This is a genomic window from Mycolicibacterium aichiense (assembly GCF_010726245.1).
Taxonomy (GTDB): Bacteria; Actinomycetota; Actinomycetes; order Mycobacteriales; family Mycobacteriaceae; genus Mycobacterium; species Mycobacterium aichiense.
In genome coordinates this window covers 3,355,481-3,372,999 of record NZ_AP022561.1, presented here as the reverse complement: position 1 = coordinate 3,372,999, position 17,519 = coordinate 3,355,481, and the positions used below count along the sequence as shown (strand labels likewise).

Genomic DNA, 17,519 nt, shown 5'->3' with positions numbered 1-17,519 from the left:
ATCCTGTCCCGGCTGCGCCGTCGCGGCTCGGCCGACACCGCGGACACCACTGCCGTTGACGCCGACGCCGACGAGGTCGACGGCGCGGCACCCGACGCCGAGGCCACCACCACGCCGGTAGCCTCCACCGCGGCACCCGCCAAGCACCGGTTCGAGGTGCACCGCAGGTTCGGCGCCTGGCTGGGCCGGCCGATGACGTCGTTCCACCTGATCATCTCGGTGGCCGCGCTGCTGGTCACGCTCGGCCTGACGATGGTGCTGTCGGCCTCGGGTGTGCACTCCTACGACGAGGACGGCTCGCCCTGGGCGATCTTCGGCCGCCAGGTTCTGTGGACCGTCGTTGGTCTGGTCGGATTCTGGATCGCCCTGCGGGTGCGGGTCAGTTTCCTGCGCAACACGGCGTTCTCTGCGTTCGCCGTCACGATCGTGATGCTGGTGCTGGTGCTGATCCCGGGCATCGGCCACGAATCCAACGGTTCCCGTGGCTGGTTCGTCGTCGCCGGGCTGTCGATGCAGCCGTCCGAGCTCACCAAGATCGCGTTCGCCATCTGGGGTGCGCACCTGTTGGCGACCCGGCGCCTCGAACACGCGTCGCTGCGCGAGTTGCTCATCCCGCTGATTCCCGCCGCCGTGATCGCGCTGGCGCTCATCGTCGCCCAGCCCGACCTCGGACAGACCGTGTCGCTGGGCATCATCCTGCTGGCACTGCTCTGGTACGCCGGCCTGCCGCTGAAGGTCTTCGTCACCTCACTCGGCGCCGCCGTCGCGGCCGCCGCCGTGCTGGCGGTCTCCGAGGGCTACCGGTCCGACCGCGTGCGATCGTGGCTGGATCCCGGCGCCGACGCGCAGGGCTCGGGTTACCAGGCCCGGCAGGCCAAGTTCGCGCTGGCCAACGGCGGCGTCTTCGGCGACGGGCTCGGTCAGGGCACTGCCAAGTGGAACTATCTGCCCAACGCCCACAACGACTTCATCTTCGCGATCATCGGCGAGGAGCTCGGCTTCGTCGGCGCCTTCGGGCTGCTCGCCCTGTTCGGGTTGTTCGCCTACACCGGTATGCGCATCGCCCGCCGCTCGGCCGACCCGTTCCTGCGGCTGCTGACCGCGTCGGCCACCATGTGGGTGGTCGGCCAGGTGTTCATCAACGTCGGCTACGTCATCGGCCTGCTGCCCGTGACCGGAATCCAGCTGCCACTCATCTCTGCCGGTGGAACATCAACGGCGACAACACTGTTCATGATCGGCCTGATGGCGAACGCAGCCCGTCACGAACCGGAGGCGGTGGCCGCTCTGCGCGCGGGCCGCGAGGACCGGATGAACCGCATCCTGCGGCTGCCGCTGCCCGAGCCCTACGTGCCTTCCCGGGTGGAGGCGGCGCGCGACCGGTTGCGCAGCAGGCCGAACGCCGCCAAAGCCGCCAAGCCCGCACGGCCGGCCCGCCCGGCCCGGCCGGAGCGCAAACCGGCCAAGAAAACGGCCCGGACAACCCGGTCCACCCGCGACCGTGCCGCGCTACCTGCCGCGTCAACTGGTAAAACGAGGACGGCCCAGCGACCCACCCGACGCTCAGGGCATCATGGTGACGCTCCGCGTAACAGCGCGCAGCAGCCGAATCAGGGAAGCAGTCGGGCACGGCGGTCCCGCACATTGGAAGGTCAGCGTTACGGGTGAGTGACTCGGTGTCGGTTGTGCTTGCCGGTGGAGGCACCGCCGGGCATGTCGAACCGGCCATGGCGGTGGCAGACGCGCTCAAAGCGCTGGACGCGGATATCCGGATCACCGCACTGGGCACCGCACGCGGTCTGGAGACCCGGCTGGTTCCCGCCCGCGGCTACGACCTGGAACTCATCACCCCGGTGCCGCTGCCCCGCAGAGTGAACGGCGACCTGATGCGCCTGCCGCTGCGGGTGCGCCGCGCGGTGCGGGAAACCCGCGCGGTGCTCGACGACGTCGCCGCCGACGTGGTGATCGGGTTCGGCGGCTACGTCGCTGTCCCTGCCTACCTGGCCGCACGTCACCGGGTTCCGGTTGTCGTGCACGAGGCGAACGCGCGCGCCGGTATCGCCAACAAGCTCGGCGCCCGGAGTGCCCGTAAGGTGCTGGCCGCCGTGGCTGATTCGGGACTGCGGCACGCCGAGGTGGTGGGTATGCCGGTGCGCGCGTCGATCGCCTCGCTTGATCGGGCCGGGCTGCGCGCGCAGGCCCGCGAGTACTTCGGCTTCGCCGACGACGCCACCGTGCTGCTGGTGTTCGGCGGCTCGCAGGGCGCGGCCTCGATCAATCGCGCGGTGTCGGCGGCCGCGGCCGATCTGGCCGCCGCGGGCATCGCGGTGCTGCACGCCCACGGCCCCAAGAACACCCTCGACCTGCGCAACACCCAGCCGGGCGAGCCGCCTTACGTCGCCGTGCCGTACCTGGACCGGATGGACCTCGCCTACGCCGCCGCCGACCTGGCGATCTGCCGGTCCGGCGCCATGACGGTGGCCGAGGTGTCGGCGGTCGGATTGCCCGCGGTCTACGTCCCGCTGCCGATCGGCAACGGCGAGCAGCGGCTGAACGCGCTGCCGGTGGTCAACCCCGGCGGTGGGCTGCTGGTCGAGGACGCCCAGTTGACGGGTGACTTCATCGCCGGCGAGGTGGTCGGCCTGCTGACCGACCCGCCGCGACTGCAGGCGATGACGTCGGCCGCCGCGCGGGTCGGACACCGGGATGCTGCACAGCGCGTCGCCGAGGTGGCCCTCGACGTCGCACACGGTGGAAAGGGTCGCCGATGAGCGCGCCGACGGGTCCCCGGGAGCTGCCGCCGGAACTGCAGCGCGTGCACATGGTCGGCATCGGCGGCGCGGGGATGTCGGGTATCGCACGGATCCTGCTGGACCGTGGGGGACTGGTATCGGGCTCGGATGCCAAGGACTCTCGCGGCGTGGTGGCGTTGCGGGCCCGCGGCGCGGTGATCAGCATCGGTCACGACGCGGCCAATCTCGACCTGCTGCCCGGCGGCCCGACCGCGGTGATCACCACGCACGCGGCGATCCCGAAGACCAATCCCGAACTGGTCGAGGCCCGCAAGCGGGCGATCCCGGTGATCCTGCGCCCGGCGGTCCTGGCCAAACTGATGGCCGGTTCCCGCACGCTGATGGTGACCGGCACGCACGGCAAGACCACGACCACCTCGATGCTGATCGTCGCGTTGCAGCACGCCGGTCAGGATCCGTCCTTCGCCGTCGGCGGTGACCTCGGCGAGGCGGGCACCAACGCGCACAACGGAAGTGGCGACTGCTTCGTCGCCGAGGCCGACGAGAGCGACGGCTCGCTGCTCGAGTACACCCCCGATGTCGCGGTGGTGACCAACATCGAGGCCGACCATCTCGACTTCTTCGGCACCGCCGACGCTTACACCGCAGTGTTCGACGCGTTCGTCGAACGCCTCGCTCCCGGCGGCGCGCTGGTCGCCTGCGCGGACGATCCCGGGTCGGCTGCACTGGCCGAACGCAGTGCGGCCCTTGGGGTTCGGGTACTGCGCTACGGCGAAGGCCCGGCGGACGGACTGGCCGGTGCGCTGATCGGTTGGGAGCAGCACGGCACCGGCGCGGTCGCCCACATCCAGTTGGCCGGTGAAGCTCATCAGCGGGTGCTGCGCCTGGCGGTCCCGGGCCGGCACATGGCACTCAACGCGCTGGCCGCGCTGCTGGCCGCGGTCGAGGCCGGTGCGCCGATCGACGACGTGCTCGACGGGTTGGCCGGGTTCGAAGGGGTACGCCGGCGCTTCGAGCTGGTCGGCACGGCCGACGGGGTCCGGGTCTTCGACGACTATGCCCATCACCCGACCGAGGTCAGGGCCGCGCTGACTGCGCTGCGGGCGGTCGCCCAGCAGGACCGGACCGGTCACCCCACCATCGTCGGCGCGCGCAGCATCGTGGTGTTTCAGCCGCATTTGTATTCGCGCACAAAGACTTTCGCACAAGACTTCGGCAGTGCGCTTGATACCGCCGACGAGGCGTTCGTACTCGACGTCTACGCCGCGCGTGAGCAACCGATCGCCGGGATCAGCGGCGCGACGGTGGCCCAGCACGTCAGCGTGCCGGTGCACTATGTGGCGGACTTCTCGGCGGTGGCCGCGCAGGTCGCCGCCTCAGCCCGCCCGGGTGACGTCGTGGTCACCATGGGCGCCGGTGATGTCACGATGCTGGGGCAGGAGATCCTGACGGCCTTGCAGGCCAAGGGGAATCGATGAGCGAGCCCGAGCCGGGGGAGGGTGGCGGCGAAGACGCGCCCATCCTGCCCAAACCGACGAATGGCAGCGAAAGTGCGAGTGACGACGAGCAAAACGTCGATCTCGGCGAAGAGAATCAGGTCGTCGAAGGTCCCCGCATGCGGGAACGCCGCGAGCGTGCCGAGCGGCGCGCGGCGCAGCTGCGTGCCACCGCGATCGAAGAGGCGCGCCGGGAGGCCAAGCGCCGGGTTCGCGGCGAGGCCACCGAAGCGCCGAAACCGGTGGGCAAGAGGACCGTTCGCGGTCTGCGGCTGTTCGTCTGGCTGATCGTTCTCGCGATCATCAGTGTGGGGCTGGGGTTGATCCTCTATTTCACGCCGGTCATGTCGGCGCGCTCGCTGGTGATCACCGGGATCGGTGCGGTGACCCGCGAGGAGGTCGTGGACGCGGCGAAGGTTCAGCTGGGCACGCCACTGCTGCAGATCAACACCGACCAGGTGGCCGATCGGGTGGCCGGCATCCGGCGGGTGGCCAGCGCACGGGTGCAGCGTGAGTATCCGTCGACGTTGCGGATCACGATCGTCGAGCGGATCCCGGTGGTGGTGAAGGACTATCCGGACGGCCCGCACCTGTTCGACAAGGACGGGGTGGATTTCGCGACGGCGCCGCCGCCGCCCGGCCTGCCGTACATCGACGTCGACAATCCAGGTCCGAGCGATCCGCCGACGCGGGCCGCGCTCGAGGTGATGACGGCGTTGCGCCCGGAGGTGGTGGGTCAGGTCAGCCGGGTGGCCGCGCCGTCGGTGGCGTCGGTGACACTGACGCTGACCGACGGGCGCACCGTGGTGTGGGGGACGACGGATCGCACCGAGGAGAAGGCGGAGAAGCTCGCCGCACTGCTGACCCAGCCGGGCAAGGTGTACGACGTCTCGAGCCCGGATCTGCCGACGGTCAAGTAGCCGGTCGGCGCAGGCCGGGTGAGGAAATTCGCCGACGACACCCCGGCGCGCCTCCCACATCCAGACACCACCGGCCATACCGTTCTGGTTGCACGGCACTACTTGACATAACTCTAAGCCTCTGGTTGAGGTTGAGGGTTTGCCAGAAGGGCCGAAGACCGGATCCCCACCTGGGAGGAAGACAGACGATGACCCCCCCGCATAACTACCTCGCCGTCATCAAGGTCGTTGGCATCGGCGGCGGCGGCGTCAACGCCGTCAACCGCATGATCGAGCAGGGACTCAAGGGCGTGGAGTTCATCGCGATCAACACCGACGCCCAGGCGCTGTTGATGAGCGACGCCGACGTCAAGCTCGACGTCGGCCGTGAATCCACCCGCGGTCTCGGCGCCGGCGCCGACCCGGAGGTCGGCCGCAAGGCTGCCGAGGACGCCAAGGACGAGATCGAGGAACTGCTGCGCGGCGCCGACATGGTGTTCGTCACCGCAGGTGAGGGCGGCGGCACCGGCACCGGCGGCGCACCCGTGGTGGCCACCATCGCCCGCAAGCTGGGCGCGCTGACCGTCGGTGTGGTGACCCGGCCGTTCTCCTTCGAGGGCAAGCGCCGCTCCAACCAGGCCGAGAACGGCATCCAGGCGTTGCGCGAGAGCTGCGACACCCTGATCGTCATCCCCAACGACCGGCTGCTGCAGATGGGCGACGCCCAGGTCTCGCTGATGGATGCCTTCCGCAGCGCGGACGAGGTACTGCTCAACGGTGTCCAGGGCATCACCGACCTGATCACCACCCCCGGCCTGATCAACGTCGACTTCGCCGACGTCAAGGGCGTCATGAGCGGGGCGGGCACCGCCCTGATGGGCATCGGCTCGGCCCGCGGTGACGGCCGCGCGCTCAAGGCCGCCGAGATCGCGATCAATTCCCCGCTGCTGGAAGCGTCGATGGAAGGCGCCCAGGGCGTGCTGCTGTCGGTGGCCGGCGGCAGCGACCTCGGTCTGTTCGAGATCAACGAGGCCGCCTCGCTGGTCCAAGAGGCGGCGCACGCCGAGGCCAACATCATCTTCGGCACCGTGATCGACGATTCGCTCGGTGACGAGGTGCGCGTGACCGTGATCGCCGCAGGCTTCGAGTCGGCCACCCCGAGCCGCAAGCCGGTGGTCGGTACCCCGACGACCGGCCAGGGGATCGTTCCCGGTGCGGCGGGCAAGCTCAGCTCCTCGCTCTTCGATCCGAGCGACCCGGCGAGCGTGCCGGTGCACACCAACGGCGCGACGGTGCGGATCGGTGGCGGTGACGACGGCGGAATCTCCGACGACGACGTCGACGTGCCGCCGTTCATGCGGCACTGACGCTGTCCGCACTGCCGCAATACTGGGTTTGTGACAGTCATCCGTCGCGTGACCACCACCCGTGCCGGTGGTGTTTCGGTCAGACCGTTCGACACCTTCAATCTCGGTGACCACGTGGGCGACGATCCGAAAGCGGTGGCCGCCAACCGGAAACGGCTGGCCGCCGCGATCGGGCTACCGGAGGACCACGTGGTGTGGATGAATCAGACCCACAGCGATCACGTCGCCGTCGTCGATGGTCCGCGAGCCGACGCCGTGGACGACACCGACGCCCTGGTGACGACCACGCCGCGGCTCGCCCTGGCCGTGGTGACCGCCGACTGCGTGCCCGTGCTGATGTCCGACGCCCGTGCCGGAGTGGTGGCCGCCGTCCACGCCGGCCGGGTCGGTGCCGCCGACGGTGTGGTGCTGCGAACCCTGGAGACCATGCTGTCCAGCGGTGCCCACACCGAGGACATATCGGTGCTGTTGGGCCCGGCCGTCAGCGGCGCCAACTATGAGGTGCCCGAACAGATGGCCGCCGACGTCGAAGCGCGACTGCCCGGCAGCCGTACCCGCACCGCGAAAGGCACGCCGGGCCTGGATCTGCGGGCCGGGATCGCCCGGCAACTGCGCGACGCCGGGGTGAACGCCATCGACGCCGACCCACGCTGCACGGTGGCCGACACCAAGCTGTTCAGTCACCGCCGCGACGCGCCGACCGGTCGGCTGGCGTGTCTGGTGTGGATGGAATGACGAGCCCCACGGACCGGGAGGCCGAACTCGCCACGGCCCTGGCCGCGCTGACCGACCGGCTGGCGGCCGCAGCGCACGCCGCCGGTCGCGACGTCGCCGAGATCGAGCTGCTGCCGATCACCAAGTTCTTCCCGGCGACCGACGTCGCCATCCTGTGGCGGCTGGGCTGCCGGGTGTTCGGTGAATCCCGCGAACAGGAGGCCTCGGCGAAGATCGCCGAGGTGGCCGACCTCACCGGGGCGAGCGACCTTCGCTGGCACATGGTCGGTCAGATCCAGCGCAACAAGGCCAAAGCGATTGCGGCATGGGCGGATACGGTCCACTCGCTGAGCACCGCCAAGGTGGCCGCGGCGCTGGACCGGGGTGTGGCGCTGGCCATCGAGGAGGGGGTGCGCAGTGCACCCATCAGCGTGTTCGTCCAGATCAGCCTGGACGGGGACACCTCGCGCGGCGGTGTGGACATCGGCGATCCGGGCGCCGTCGACGAGCTGTGCGCCCTGGTTGCCGAGGCCGGCGGATTGCGGCTGGCCGGGCTGATGGCCGTCCCGCCGCTGGGTGCCGATCCCGATGCGGCATTCGCGGCGCTGGCCGACGAACACCGAAGGATATTGCGCAATCATCCTGGTGCGACAGCGTTGTCGGCGGGGATGTCGGGCGACCTGGAGGCGGCGGTGCGACACGGATCTACCTGTGTGCGTGTCGGAACCGCGCTTATGGGACAACGTCCTCTAACGTCTCCCTGAGTAGTCACTCCAGTCACATCTTCATCACAGACACCGCACTTCACGCTTCAGAAGGGTCCAGCGATGAGCACTCTCCACAAGGTCAAGGCTTACTTCGGTATGGCCCCGATGGACGACTATGACGACGAGTACTACGACGACGATGACCGCGGCGCTCACCGCGGTTACGCCCGCCGTGAGCGCTTCGCCGACGACGACTACGAGCGCCCGGGCCGCTTCGACGACCGCGATCCGCGGATGGGTCGCGAGTACGAGGATCTTCGGGACCCGCGCGAGGCGGACTACGCACCGACCGGCGGCTTCCGCGCCGCGTACGGCGACGAGCCGCGGTTCCGTCCGCGTGAGTTCGAGCACCCCCACGACATGCCGCGCTCGTCGCGGTTCGGCTCGCTGCGCGGTTCGACCCGCGGCGCACTGGCGATGGACCCGCGCCGGATGGCCGAGCTGTTCGAAGCAGGCAGCCCGATGTCGAAGATCACCACGCTGCGGCCCAAGGACTACAGCGAGGCCCGCACCATCGGCGAGCGCTTCCGCGACGGCCAGCCGGTGATCATGGACCTGGTCTCGATGGACAACGCCGACGCCAAGCGGCTGGTCGACTTCGCCGCCGGTCTGGCGTTCGCCCTGCGCGGGTCGTTCGACAAGGTGGCAACCAAGGTGTTTCTGCTGTCGCCGGCCGACGTCGACGTCAGCGCTGAGGAGCGCCGGCGGATCGCCGAGGCGGGTTTCTACAGTTACCAGTGACCACGTGGACGAACGACGCCGCAGGCCTTAGGTAGGCTGACTGCGTCGCGCTGGCCTCACACCAGCGATGTCGGCAATGTCACATCCGCTGTTTGATTAAGGACCGGCTTTAGTTGTCGCTGTTCTTCGAAATTCTTGGCTTCGCGCTGTTCGTGTTCTGGCTGCTGTTGATCGCCCGGGTCGTCGTCGAGTTCATCCGGTCGTTCAGCCGGGATTGGCATCCGCGTGGACTCACCGTGGTGATCCTCGAATTGATCATGACGGTCACCGATCCGCCCGTGAAGCTGCTACGTCGGCTTATCCCGCAGCTGACCATCGGTGCGGTCCGGTTCGACCTGTCGATCATGGTGCTGCTGCTGCTCGCGTTCATCGGAATGCAGCTGGCATTCGGCGCAGCGGCCTGAGCGCGGCAACCTACCCCAACCGGCCGCGAAATGCGATTAGCCACGCCGTGGAAGCGGTATCCAGAAAATTGAAATTAGCTCTTAATTAGGCAACCGGCGGTTCTGGTGTGACAGGATGGACGCCAGTTACAGTACGGACCGACGAACGTTCGACACGTTCTAGACTTTGCACCCGTTCAACCGTTCAGACCCGAGGGGGCAGATGATGCCACTTACACCGGCCGACGTGCACAATGTGGCGTTCAGCAAGCCGCCCATCGGCAAGCGAGGCTACAACGAGGACGAGGTCGACGCCTTCCTCGACCTGGTGGAAAACGAGCTGACCAGGCTCATCGAGGAGAACTCGGATCTGCGCCAGCGGGTCGCCGAGCTCGACCAGGAGTTGTCGTCCGCCCGCTCCGGCGGCGCGGTCCCGCAGCCCACGCAGGCCATTCCGATGTACCAGCCCGAGCCGGAGCCCGAGCCCACCCCGGCTCCCGCGCCGCAGGCGGCTCCCGCCCCGGCGCCGGCGCCGAGCCCGGCCGCCAGCGAGGAGCAGGCGATCAAGGCTGCTCGCGTGCTGGCCCTGGCCCAGGACACCGCCGACCGGCTCACCGGCACGGCCAAGGCCGAGGCCGACAAGCTGCTCGCCGATGCGCGCACCAACGCCGACCAGATCCTGTCGGAGGCCCGCCACACCGCGGAGACCACGGTCGCCGACGCCAAGCAGCGCGCCGAAGCACTGCTCAGCGATGCGCAGAACCGCTCGGAGACCCAGCTTCGGCAGGCGCAGGAGAAGGCCGATGCTCTGCAGGCCGATGCCGAGCGCAAGCACACCGAGATCATGGGCACCATCAACCAGCAGCGGACTGTCCTCGAGGGACGGCTCGAGCAGCTGCGGACGTTCGAGCGCGAATACCGCACCCGGCTCAAGACCTACCTGGAGTCCCAGCTCGAGGAGCTGGGCCAGCGCGGATCGGCCGCACCGGTCGATTCCGGCGCGACCAGCGACGGCGGTGGGTTCAACCAGTTCAACCGGGGCAATAACTGAGCGCTGCACGCGCTGGAGGTTGATCGATGCTGATCGTTGCGCTGGTGCTGGCGGTGATCGGCCTCGCGGCCCTGGTCACCGCGGTCGTCACCAGCAACGAGCTGGTCGCGTGGGTATGCATCGCGGCCAGCGTCGTCGGAGTGATCCTGCTGATCGTCGACGCGATCCGGGAGCGCCAACAGCGTCGTACCGGTGACGACGAGCCCGCGCCGGTGACGACGTCCGACGAGTCGGTGGAGTCCTCGGCTACCGCCGAGACCACCGCCTACTCGGAAACCGACGAGACGGTCGACACGACCTATTCGACGTTCGACGCCGACTATCCCGAGGACGAGGGGCCGGCTGCGGCGGAGCCCGAGACGGCCGAGGACGTCGCCGAGGAGCCTGCCGAGACCACCGACGAAGCCGCATCTGACGACGCCGACCCGGTCGCGGACGAGCCCGAAGAGCAGAAGTCCGGCGAGTCCGGCTCACGCTGACCTTTTCGTGACCCCGGCGGTGTGCGCGGTCAATCGTGTGCCCGCACGGGTAAAAGAGACCCATGGGCATCCACTACTCGAGCATCGTCGACCATCCTGTCGATGAGGTCTTCGCCTGGCACACCCGGCCCGGCGCGATGCGGCGGCTGGTCCCGCCCTGGCAACCGATGCAGGTCATCGCCGAAACCGAGTCGCTGGCCGACGGCCGCGCGGTCCTCGGGCTGCCCGGCGGCCTGCGCTGGGTGGCCCGGCACGATCCCGCGGGCTACGACCCGCCGCACCAGTTCGTCGACGTGCTGTCCTCGGACGGACTGATGACGCTGCCGCCGCGAATCATCGGCTGGTGGCGGCACACCCACTCCTTCGCCGACGCAGGCAACGGCCGCACCGAGATGCGTGACGAGGTGGACACCACGGTGCCGGGCGCTGCGCTGCGCTCGACGTTCGTCTACCGGCACCGGCAGTTGGCCGACGACCTCGCCGCACACCGGGATGCCCGGCACGCCGGTGCCGGCCAGTTGTCCGTCGCCGTGACCGGATCCACCGGCCTGGTGGGAACCGCACTCGCCGCGCTGCTGACCACCGGCGGCCACCGGGTGATCCGGCTGGTGCGCCGCGAGCCGGTCCGGCCCGACGAAAGACGTTGGGAACCACATGCTCCCGCTCCCGACCTGCTGGCGGGGGTCGATGCTGTCGTCCACCTCGCAGGGGAGTCGATCGCCGGGCGCTTCACCGAGGCCCATCGCCGCGCCATCCGCGACTCCCGCATCGAGCCGACCCGCAGGCTGGCCGAGTTGGCCGCCGGTGCGCGGGTGGGCGCGTTCGTCAGTGCTTCGGCGATCGGGATCTACGGCTACGACCGCGGCGAGGCCGTGCTGTCCGAGGACAGTGCGCGCGGTGACGGTTTCCTCGCCGACGTGGTCGCCGACTGGGAGGCCGCCACCGAGCCCGCCGCGGACGCGGGGGTCCGGACGGTCTGTGTGCGCACCGGCATCGTGCAGGCCGCGCGGGGCGGCACGTTGCGGTTGATGCGTCCGCTGTTCGCCGCCGGCCTCGGCGGCCGGTTGGGCAGCGGCGAGCAGTGGCTGTCATGGATCGGTCTCGACGACCTGCTCGACATCTACTACCGCGCCCTCTACGACGAGGCGATGGTGGGCCCGGTCAACGCGGTCGCGCCGAATCCGGTGCGCAACAAGGCATATACCAAGGCGCTCGCGGCGACGCTGCACCGCCCCGCGGTACTGCCGGTGCCGTCGCTCGGTCCGCGGGTACTGCTGGGTAAGCAGGGCGCCCGGGAATTGGCCGAAGCGAATCAGCGGGTGCTACCGGCCAAGCTGACCGCGCTGGGCCACCGATTCCGGCACCCCGAGGTCGACGGCGCGCTGGCCCACGAACTCGGGCACGACCCCGGCTGACTCAGTCGGTGGCCCGCCACGACTGCAGACTGCGCAGCAACGAACTCTTCTTGTGCTCGTGGCCGGCCATCCGCCCCAGCACATCGTCGAGCGTGACGACAGCGTCGGTGATGTAGGGACCTTTGTTGAGCATCACGCACTCGGCGCGTTCCGCCATTGCCGCATCGGTGATTTCGGCCCGGGACGGAAGGCCGGTGGTGGCGAGTTGCTCTAGCACCTGGGTCGCCCAGATCACCGGCAGGTGGGCGGCTTCGCAGAGGCAGAGCGTCTCCTCCTGCAACTCCGCCATCCGTTCGTAGCCGACCTCGACGGCCAGATCGCCGCGGGCGATCATCACCCCGACCCGGCGCCGGCGCATCGCGGTCAACAGCAGTCGGGGCAGATGTTCGAACGCCAGCCGGGTTTCGATCTTGAGCACCACGCCGAGATCGCGGTCGCCGAGGCGGTCCAGTTGCTCGAACAGCCGGATGACGTCGGCGGGTTCGCGGACGAACGACAGTTCGACGAAGTCGGCCAGCTCGACCACCGTGGCCAGATCCGCGATGTCCTTGTCGGTCAGTGCCGAGATGGGCAGGTCGGTGTCGGGAACGTTGATTCCCTTGCCGGCCCGCAGCTTTGCCGTGCCGTGCGCGGGGCGCTCGATGCGCACGTCGAGGGTGTCGGCATTCACCGCGACCACCACCCCGCCGAGTTTCCCGTCGTCGAAGAACACCCGTTCGCCCACCTCGGCGGTGTCGAACACCTCCGGCAGCGTGCAGCCGATCCGCGGCGGCTGGCCCTCGTCGACCGGTGCGGGCGTGCAGTCGCGGGTGACCCGCACGACGTCGCCGGCGGCCAGTCGCAGGCTCTGCTCGACAGCAGGCAACTCGCCGACTTTGGTGGAGTCTTTCCTTCCGGCCTTCAGCACCGTGCCGCTGCCCACATACGTGGTCTTCTCGGTGGTGACGACGAAGCCGCCGGGTGCGGCGGCGGCCAGCAGCAGTCGTCGCTTCGATCCGCGGGTGTCGCGCAGCACCAGCTCGTCGCCCTCGGTGCGGTTGGCCAGCCAGTCCGCTTTGACCGGAAGGGTGACCAGGTCCGGCTCCGGCGGGCGGACCGGCCGTCGCGCCGAGGTCAGCCAGCCGCGCCCGGCGGCCACCACCTGACCCTCGGCGTTGCGGGTCGGCCGAAGGCGCACCACCCTGGGCCCCGGCTCCAGCGGGCCGGTGCGCAGTTTGGGCCCGCCCAGGTCCATCGCCACCAGGCAGGTCCGGCCGGCCGCCGCCGCGGCGGCACGGACGTTGGCCGCCATGGCTTTCCAGGCGATGGCGTCGTCGTGGGCGCAGTTGATCCGGGCGATCCGCATGCCGGAGTCGATGAGGGTGCGCGACAGGCCGGGATCGGTGGCCGCCTCCGAAGGCAGGGTGACCATGATCCGGGCCGCGCGGTCCTCGGCGGCGGGGCCGAGCAGCTCGGTGGCGTTGCGCTCGAGAAGTCGGCTGCCCTCGGCGACCTCCACACAGACTTGGTCGTTCGGTGTCCAGCCCTGCCCGCGCATCGCCGCGATCGCCGCCGAGACCAGGCGCAGCGTCGCCTGGACGTGCGCTTCGCTGCGGCCCAGGGAGGAAAGCCCCAGAGCTGTCAGCTGCTGCTGGGTATCGCGGAGGTCGACCTGCCGCATCGCCCAGTAGTGCACCAGGTTCGTTGCGCTGCAGCGATTTTCGTCGGCCACCGGGTCGGTCCACGGCTGCCATCGCAGCTCGGCATCGGCAAGCTGGGCCAGCAGCGCGTCAACATCGCTGTGCAACCTGGCCAGCTGCTGCGCGTCTGTGGGCATGGTTCGGCACGCTAGTCACTCCAGGTTGCGTTTGGGTGAACGGTTGCCCGTCGGCAACAGCAACATCCTGAGCTGGCCCATGTTACCTTCGCCCAATGCGAAAACTGGGCTGTTCAGCGGCAATTGGCATGTTGCTGCTGGCTGGCTGCTCGGCGGCAAGGCCGACGGCGGACGCACCACCGCTGGCTCCCGTGGCCACCTCTGCCGCCGCAGCGACGACGTCCGTGGCCCCGACGAAGCGGGTATCGAACTGGGGCTGTCACGGGGTCGATCCGGCGCCACCCACTCCCATCGCGGCGCCGCCGCAGTCCAAGGTTCGCGCCAAGAACGGCCCAGATTCTCAGCCGGCGGGCCAGGTCTACGGTGACCCGGAGGCCGCCAGCCGGTACTGGGCGCAGCAGAGCCAGAGCGATTGCGGCCTGATGGCGACCCGACTGGTCGTCGCCGAGGAGACCGGTGACGCGCCCACCGAAGCGCAGATGATCGATCTGGCCAAGAAGACGCCGAGCGAATGCAGCCCCGGGCAACCGGTCTACGACGACAGCTTCGATCCATCGGATGGCGGGACCGGCCACGGGACGTGCACAGCGGACCTGATGCTGCTGCTCAAGCACTACGGCATCGACTCCAAGTACAGCAACGACAGCGAGGCCACGGACACCGGCGTCGCAACAGGCCTGGACGCGCTGAAGGGCTATCTCGGCGACGGGAAGCAGGCGATCGTCTGCGTGAACTCCTCGACCATCTGGGACGGCGCGGGCAAGGGCAGCGATTGCGGTCATCTGGTGACCGTGGCAGCGATCGACACCGCTGCGGATCTGGTGTATCTCGGCGACAGCGGGGGCGACGACACCCAGGGCGAGAAGGTCAGCATCGACACCTTCGAAACCGCCTGGGCCGCTGGCGGTCACGAGCTGGTGGTGGCCGGTAGCTAGCGGGCGACCTTCGCGAGGAATCCGCGCACCAGCTGCCGGAGCCGCCGCGCGGCATCGTCGACATGGGTAGTGGTGTCGGCGCGCAGGTCCTCGGTGCGCAGCCCGAGCCGGGTGAGATCACCGTCCCCGCGGGTCCGGTCATCGTCGATCCACAGCTCCAGCAGCTTGTGGTCGAGTTCGGGGTGGAACTGTAGACCCAGAGCCGTGCCATGCACGAAAGCCTGTGTGGCGCGGCTATTCTGGGCGACGATGCTGGATCCGGGCGGAGCGGTGAAGCGGTCGAAATGCCACTGGAACCACGGCCCGGCGTCGGGCACCAGTTCGGGGTCGCTGCTGTGCACCTGATGCCAGCCGATCTCGGGATCGGGGGAGCGTTGCACCGAACCGCCGAGTGCGGTCGCCACCAGCTGGCCGCCGAAGCACACTCCGAGCACGCCGACACCGGAGTCGACGGCGCGCCGCACGACGTCGATCTCGCCGGCCACCCACGGCAGCCGTTCGTCGTACACCGCCCACCGCGAGCCTAGCGGCACGATCACGTCGTAGCGGGTGGGGTCGGGGAAGGTCACGTCGACGGTTGGGTCGCCGGCCCGCTCCGCCGGGACGACCTCGAATGTGTCGACGTCGAAACCGAGTTCGGTGAACGTCTCGCCGAGCAGCGCTTCGGGGGCGATCGGATCGTTGTGGATGAACAGGACCTGACGGGGCACCCGCATACGGTACGGCAGGTGGGCGGCTACACGCAGTCCGAGGCGCCGTCGACGACCAGCACTGCGCCGTTGATGTAGCTGCTCTGCGCCGTGCACAGGACCGCGACGGCCGGTGCGACCTCGTCGACCCGGCCCATCCGCCCGGCCGGGATGTGGGCGATTTCGGTTGCCAGGATCTCCGGGACCGCGTGCATCGGCTCGGTCATCGCGGTCTCGATGGTGCCCGGCGCGATCGCGTTGACCCGGATGCCGTACTTGGCCCACTTGACCGCCAGGTTGCGGGTGATGTTGATGATCCCGGACTTGGCCGCCCCGTATCCGGGGACCATGGTGACCGCGCGCAGTGCCGACATGGAGGCGAGGTTGACCACGCTCGCCCCACCCTCCGCGGTCGACGCCGCGAGCGCCCGACGCAGCCCGACGGTGAGCCGGTAGGGCCCGGTGAGGTTCAGCGCGACGGACGCGGCGAACCCGTCGGGGGCGGATTCGTCCAAGCCACCCGGGAAGTTGGCGCCGGCGTTGTTCACCAGCACGTCGAGCGCCGTGATGCTTTCGGCCAGGCTGTCAACGGATGCGTTGTCGGTGAGCACAAGTTGCCGATAGGTCATCCCGGCCAGGTCGGTGTCGTAGTCGGCGGCAGCGGGTTTGGTGCCCGTCACGGTGACGGTCGCGCCGGCGTCGCGCAGCAGCACGGCCACGGCGTGGCCGATGCCGCTGGTAGCGCCGGTGACCAAGGCCCGGGTTCCGGTGAAGTCGAAGCTCAGCTGGGCGGTCATGTGTACCTTTCGATCTGCTTGGTCAGCCAGGCGCTTTCCCAGAAGTTGACGCTGTCGGCCAGGAGTTGCTCGTGGGCGTCCTTGAGCACCGCCCGCGCCGCGGCGTCGCCGGGTGCGGTGTGGGTGACGAGTTCGGCGAGGTGGATGGCCTCCAGCGGGCGGCCGTCGGTGAGGTGGCGCCGGGCCCGGGTGGTGAGGGCCTCGGCGCCGGCGAGTTCCACCAGATCCGCGCTGACGGCCTCGGGTCCGGTCGGATACAGCTCCGTCGTCGACCGGTGGTGGAACCACCCGGAGTAGTTCTCCCAGATCGCCCGCACATCCCAGGCCACCTTGCCGTAGCCCTGGCCGACCTGCAGGTGGTCGGGCAGGGTGATCTCGCGCATCAGGGTCCGGACGTCTTTACCGGCGTTCATCCCGGCCACCGTCTCGTCGTGCAGGTACTGCACGGCATCGCGCAGCCGGGTCAGCTCGGCGTCGATCAGGTCGGCCCCGCGGATGGGGTCGAAATGTCCGGTGAGCAGTACCTCGGGTTGCAGTGATCGGACCCGCTCGATGGTGTCGATCACGGTCAGCGCATCCCGGTAGCGGTCGCCGCGCATGGTGACCAGATTGGGGATGTGGCCGAAAATGGGTCCGAAGGTGTTGCTGCACAGGCAGATCCGCTCATCGGGTAGCCAGATCACCATCGAGTCGGTGGTTTCCCCGCCCGGAGTGGCGATCAGCTCGAAGCGGCGGTCTCCGACGGTCAGTGACAACCGGTCGTCGACCACGATGTCGGCACACCCGGCGCTCTGGGCCGGCAGCCTCTTGCCGAACCGCTGCTGGATCCTGGCGATACCGCCGGCCAGTCTGTCGGAGAACGCGAACGCACTGCGATTGGCCCGGTAGGGCAGCAGCCGCTCATTGTCGTCGCGCCATTGCTCCCAATTCGCCTGTGCCACCACCGTGGTGTCCGGGTCGCGCAGGGTGTCCAGCCCGCCGACGTGGTCGTAGTGGCCCTGGGTGATCAGGATGTAGCGCACCGGGGAGGAATCGACGGCGTCGAACACCGCGCGGTGCACCGGGCCTTCGAATCCCATCCCGGTGTTGACGATCACCCGGCCGTCGGAGGTGGTGAGCAGGTAGGCGTTGGTCAGTCCGGGCGAGCACCAGATGCCGGGGGCGACTTCCTCGGCGTGTTCGGCGGCGGCAGGCGCCATGGCGTCGGCGCCGGGCCT

17 protein-coding genes are annotated in these 17,519 nt (G+C 69.3%); 13 read left to right on the top strand and 4 right to left on the bottom strand.

What is annotated here, in order from left to right:
• The 12 genes from ftsW to G6N32_RS16335 all read left to right on the top strand — a co-directional run bounded on the left by ftsW (position 1) and on the right by G6N32_RS16335 (position 12,065).
• The gene (ftsW, locus tag G6N32_RS16390) at positions 1-1,668 is read left to right on the top strand and encodes a putative lipid II flippase FtsW (RefSeq protein WP_232077788.1); all 1,668 of its coding nucleotides are present in this window, start codon (positions 1-3) and stop codon (positions 1,666-1,668) included.
• Entirely contained in the window at positions 1,644-2,771 is a 1,128-nt protein-coding gene (gene murG, locus G6N32_RS16385; protein ID WP_115320492.1) for an undecaprenyldiphospho-muramoylpentapeptide beta-N-acetylglucosaminyltransferase, read from the top strand. Before ftsW ends, murG begins: the two co-directional genes overlap by 25 nt.
• Complete coding sequence (gene murC / locus G6N32_RS16380; RefSeq protein ID WP_115320491.1) at positions 2,768-4,231, top strand: UDP-N-acetylmuramate--L-alanine ligase; 1,464 nt, start codon at positions 2,768-2,770, stop codon at positions 4,229-4,231. The genes murG and murC overlap by 4 nt, the downstream gene beginning before the upstream one ends.
• Positions 4,228-5,169 carry a cell division protein FtsQ/DivIB gene (locus tag G6N32_RS16375; protein ID WP_115320490.1) on the top strand — a complete coding sequence of 314 codons (942 nt, stop codon included), beginning with the start codon at positions 4,228-4,230 and terminating at the stop codon, positions 5,167-5,169. Before murC ends, G6N32_RS16375 begins: the two co-directional genes overlap by 4 nt.
• A gap of 188 nt (positions 5,170-5,357) precedes the next feature.
• Positions 5,358-6,515 (top strand): cell division protein FtsZ, encoded by a 1,158-nt coding sequence (gene ftsZ, locus G6N32_RS16370; RefSeq protein ID WP_115320489.1) that lies wholly within the window; start codon positions 5,358-5,360, stop codon positions 6,513-6,515.
• Positions 6,516-6,545: 30 nt separating this feature from the next.
• The gene (gene pgeF / locus G6N32_RS16365; RefSeq protein ID WP_115320488.1) at positions 6,546-7,250 is read left to right on the top strand and encodes a peptidoglycan editing factor PgeF; all 705 of its coding nucleotides are present in this window, start codon (positions 6,546-6,548) and stop codon (positions 7,248-7,250) included.
• The gene (locus tag G6N32_RS16360; RefSeq protein WP_115320487.1) at positions 7,247-7,993 is read left to right on the top strand and encodes a YggS family pyridoxal phosphate-dependent enzyme; all 747 of its coding nucleotides are present in this window, start codon (positions 7,247-7,249) and stop codon (positions 7,991-7,993) included. Before pgeF ends, G6N32_RS16360 begins: the two co-directional genes overlap by 4 nt.
• A gap of 63 nt (positions 7,994-8,056) precedes the next feature.
• Positions 8,057-8,737: a cell division protein SepF gene (locus G6N32_RS16355; protein WP_115320486.1), complete on the top strand. Its 681-nt coding sequence runs from the start codon at positions 8,057-8,059 to the stop codon at positions 8,735-8,737.
• Between the two features lie 113 nt (positions 8,738-8,850).
• Positions 8,851-9,141 (top strand): YggT family protein, encoded by a 291-nt coding sequence (locus G6N32_RS16350; protein WP_115320485.1) that lies wholly within the window; start codon positions 8,851-8,853, stop codon positions 9,139-9,141.
• A 205-nt stretch (positions 9,142-9,346) separates the two neighbouring features.
• Positions 9,347-10,171: a DivIVA-like cell division protein Wag31 gene (wag31, locus tag G6N32_RS16345; RefSeq protein WP_115321285.1), complete on the top strand. Its 825-nt coding sequence runs from the start codon at positions 9,347-9,349 to the stop codon at positions 10,169-10,171.
• 26 nt (positions 10,172-10,197) lie between these two features.
• On the top strand, positions 10,198-10,650 hold the full coding sequence (locus tag G6N32_RS16340; protein ID WP_115320484.1) for a phage holin family protein: 453 nt from the start codon (positions 10,198-10,200) through the stop codon (positions 10,648-10,650).
• Between the two features lie 62 nt (positions 10,651-10,712).
• A complete protein-coding gene (locus G6N32_RS16335; protein WP_115320483.1) occupies positions 10,713-12,065 on the top strand; it encodes a TIGR01777 family oxidoreductase in 1,353 nt (450 codons plus the stop codon).
• Between the two features lies 1 nt (position 12,066).
• Here the strand turns inward: G6N32_RS16335 and G6N32_RS16330 are convergent, their stop codons facing one another.
• Entirely contained in the window at positions 12,067-13,881 is a 1,815-nt protein-coding gene (locus G6N32_RS16330; RefSeq protein ID WP_115320482.1) for a pyruvate kinase, read from the bottom strand.
• A 128-nt stretch (positions 13,882-14,009) separates the two neighbouring features.
• Between G6N32_RS16330 and G6N32_RS16325 the strand changes: the two genes are divergently transcribed.
• Positions 14,010-14,816: a C39 family peptidase gene (locus G6N32_RS16325; RefSeq protein ID WP_115320481.1), complete on the top strand. Its 807-nt coding sequence runs from the start codon at positions 14,010-14,012 to the stop codon at positions 14,814-14,816.
• On the opposite strand, the gene G6N32_RS16320 is transcribed toward G6N32_RS16325, so the two are convergent.
• The 3 genes from G6N32_RS16320 to G6N32_RS16310 are packed head-to-tail and all read right to left on the bottom strand — an operon-like array spanning position 14,813 to position 17,501.
• Positions 14,813-15,526 carry a type 1 glutamine amidotransferase gene (locus G6N32_RS16320; RefSeq protein WP_115321283.1) on the bottom strand — a complete coding sequence of 238 codons (714 nt, stop codon included), beginning with the start codon at positions 15,524-15,526 and terminating at the stop codon, positions 14,813-14,815. The two genes, G6N32_RS16325 and G6N32_RS16320, sit on opposite strands and share 4 nt — an antisense overlap.
• Positions 15,527-15,552: 26 nt before the next feature.
• The gene (locus tag G6N32_RS16315) at positions 15,553-16,302 is read right to left on the bottom strand and encodes an SDR family NAD(P)-dependent oxidoreductase (RefSeq protein WP_115320480.1); all 750 of its coding nucleotides are present in this window, start codon (positions 16,300-16,302) and stop codon (positions 15,553-15,555) included.
• Positions 16,299-17,501 carry an alkyl sulfatase dimerization domain-containing protein gene (locus G6N32_RS16310; RefSeq protein ID WP_232077787.1) on the bottom strand — a complete coding sequence of 401 codons (1,203 nt, stop codon included), beginning with the start codon at positions 17,499-17,501 and terminating at the stop codon, positions 16,299-16,301. Before G6N32_RS16310 ends, G6N32_RS16315 begins: the two co-directional genes overlap by 4 nt.
• Between the last annotated feature and the right edge of the window lie 18 nt (positions 17,502-17,519).

What these genes read in the sequence shown, in the direction of transcription:
- murC (WP_115320491.1), top strand. Translation starts at nt 2,768, where the DNA reads ATGAGCGCGCCGACGGGTCCCCGGGAGCTGCCGCCGGAACTGCAGCGC.
- G6N32_RS16375 (WP_115320490.1), top strand. Translation starts at nt 4,228, where the DNA reads ATGAGCGAGCCCGAGCCGGGGGAGGGTGGCGGCGAAGACGCGCCCATC.
- ftsZ (WP_115320489.1), top strand. Translation starts at nt 5,358, where the DNA reads ATGACCCCCCCGCATAACTACCTCGCCGTCATCAAGGTCGTTGGCATC.
- G6N32_RS16360 (WP_115320487.1), top strand. Translation starts at nt 7,247, where the DNA reads ATGACGAGCCCCACGGACCGGGAGGCCGAACTCGCCACGGCCCTGGCC.
- G6N32_RS16355 (WP_115320486.1), top strand. Translation starts at nt 8,057, where the DNA reads ATGAGCACTCTCCACAAGGTCAAGGCTTACTTCGGTATGGCCCCGATG.
- wag31 (WP_115321285.1), top strand. Translation starts at nt 9,347, where the DNA reads ATGCCACTTACACCGGCCGACGTGCACAATGTGGCGTTCAGCAAGCCG.
- G6N32_RS16340 (WP_115320484.1), top strand. Translation starts at nt 10,198, where the DNA reads ATGCTGATCGTTGCGCTGGTGCTGGCGGTGATCGGCCTCGCGGCCCTG.
- G6N32_RS16335 (WP_115320483.1), top strand. Translation starts at nt 10,713, where the DNA reads ATGGGCATCCACTACTCGAGCATCGTCGACCATCCTGTCGATGAGGTC.
- G6N32_RS16330 (WP_115320482.1), bottom strand. Translation starts at nt 13,881, where the DNA reads ATGCCCACAGACGCGCAGCAGCTGGCCAGGTTGCACAGCGATGTTGAC.
- G6N32_RS16325 (WP_115320481.1), top strand. Translation starts at nt 14,010, where the DNA reads ATGTTGCTGCTGGCTGGCTGCTCGGCGGCAAGGCCGACGGCGGACGCA.
- G6N32_RS16315 (WP_115320480.1), bottom strand. Translation starts at nt 16,302, where the DNA reads ATGACCGCCCAGCTGAGCTTCGACTTCACCGGAACCCGGGCCTTGGTC.
- G6N32_RS16310 (WP_232077787.1), bottom strand. Translation starts at nt 17,501, where the DNA reads ATGGCGCCTGCCGCCGCCGAACACGCCGAGGAAGTCGCCCCCGGCATC.